At 34.7% G+C, this 1,132-nt stretch carries 1 pseudogene; it reads right to left on the bottom strand.

Features of this window, described 5'->3' with window-relative positions:
- Positions 1-550: 550 nt before the first annotated feature.
- Positions 551-1,132 (bottom strand): annotated as a pseudogene (locus tag BA70_RS18835) (transposase); the annotation flags it as partial.

Genomic DNA, 1,132 nt, shown 5'->3' on the forward strand with positions numbered 1-1,132 from the left:
TTTAGGATCTGACTTGTAGAACCTATAACCTTTTCGATCAGATATGAACATGTCAATGAATTGAACTTCCATCAACTGTAACGAAAAAATCAGAAATAATCAATGGAAAATTTAAAATTTATCGAAAATTTATAAATTGGAAGTAAATAGGCAAATATGACTTGCGAATGAGTGTAATGTAATTTTTTAATTAATTTCTATAACCTTTTCGATCAGTTGTTGTATATAATAGCTTCTCACCATTTGGGCATATGTAGTGATCATGTTCAGAGTCATACTGAAATTTCCACTTCTCAAATAATCCTCTTGTTGGATGAAAGCGTTTGAAAAAGGGAGTATATGGTTTGGTAGTGTTATTTTCAAACTGTTATTAAGTTATTGTTCCTTTTTAATTGTTTTCGCAATAATCATCCCTATGTTGAGGTTATTCCACTATAATATAGGATTAAATTTTTTAATCCTGATATATTGCCAGCTTTTATTCGTTGCAAGTATCTGTTTTTACTATTTAATTTTTTATTCTTTGAGTAACCTTGTTAAATTAACTGGTTGTCAAATAACCAGAATCAAGGGCAACAGCTTCTACTTGAAAACTAAATCGGGCGATTTGGTGATCCAATCGATCAAGATACGGAACAGAGTCATGGATATTGCCGGGCGTGACATGGGCATCCGTGATGATATTGTACTTCATATCCGTTGTACGGTGGTCTAGGTAGAAAAAGCCTTCTGGCTTGTTTTCACGATAAAGATAGCCACTTTCAGGAGCAGTCTTACTTTGACGAATGTCTTTTTCCGTTTTCACCTCCTCTTTTACCTTTAAGGGCTTTTTTCCGTGTGCCACCCGATCTTCTTGGATCGCTTCTTCTAAATCATTTATATAGTTCTGAGTATCTTGTTCAATCGTTTTTCTCGTATATTTATGTTTATTGGCATTGGCTTTAAGATGAGTCGAATCAGTAAAAAGAACGCGGCCTCCTACCATATCATGATTGATGGCTTGAAGCACAATTTCATCAAAAATGTCTTGAAAAATCGTTGTATCTTTGAATCGAGTACGACGATTCCAGCTAATGGTCGAGTGGTGGGGAACGGAGTCATTGATGTTCAAACCTAAAAACCATCTATACGC

Origin of the sequence: Bacillus zhangzhouensis, from assembly GCF_000715205.1 — a bacterium.
GTDB lineage: Bacteria > Bacillota > Bacilli > Bacillales > Bacillaceae > Bacillus > Bacillus zhangzhouensis.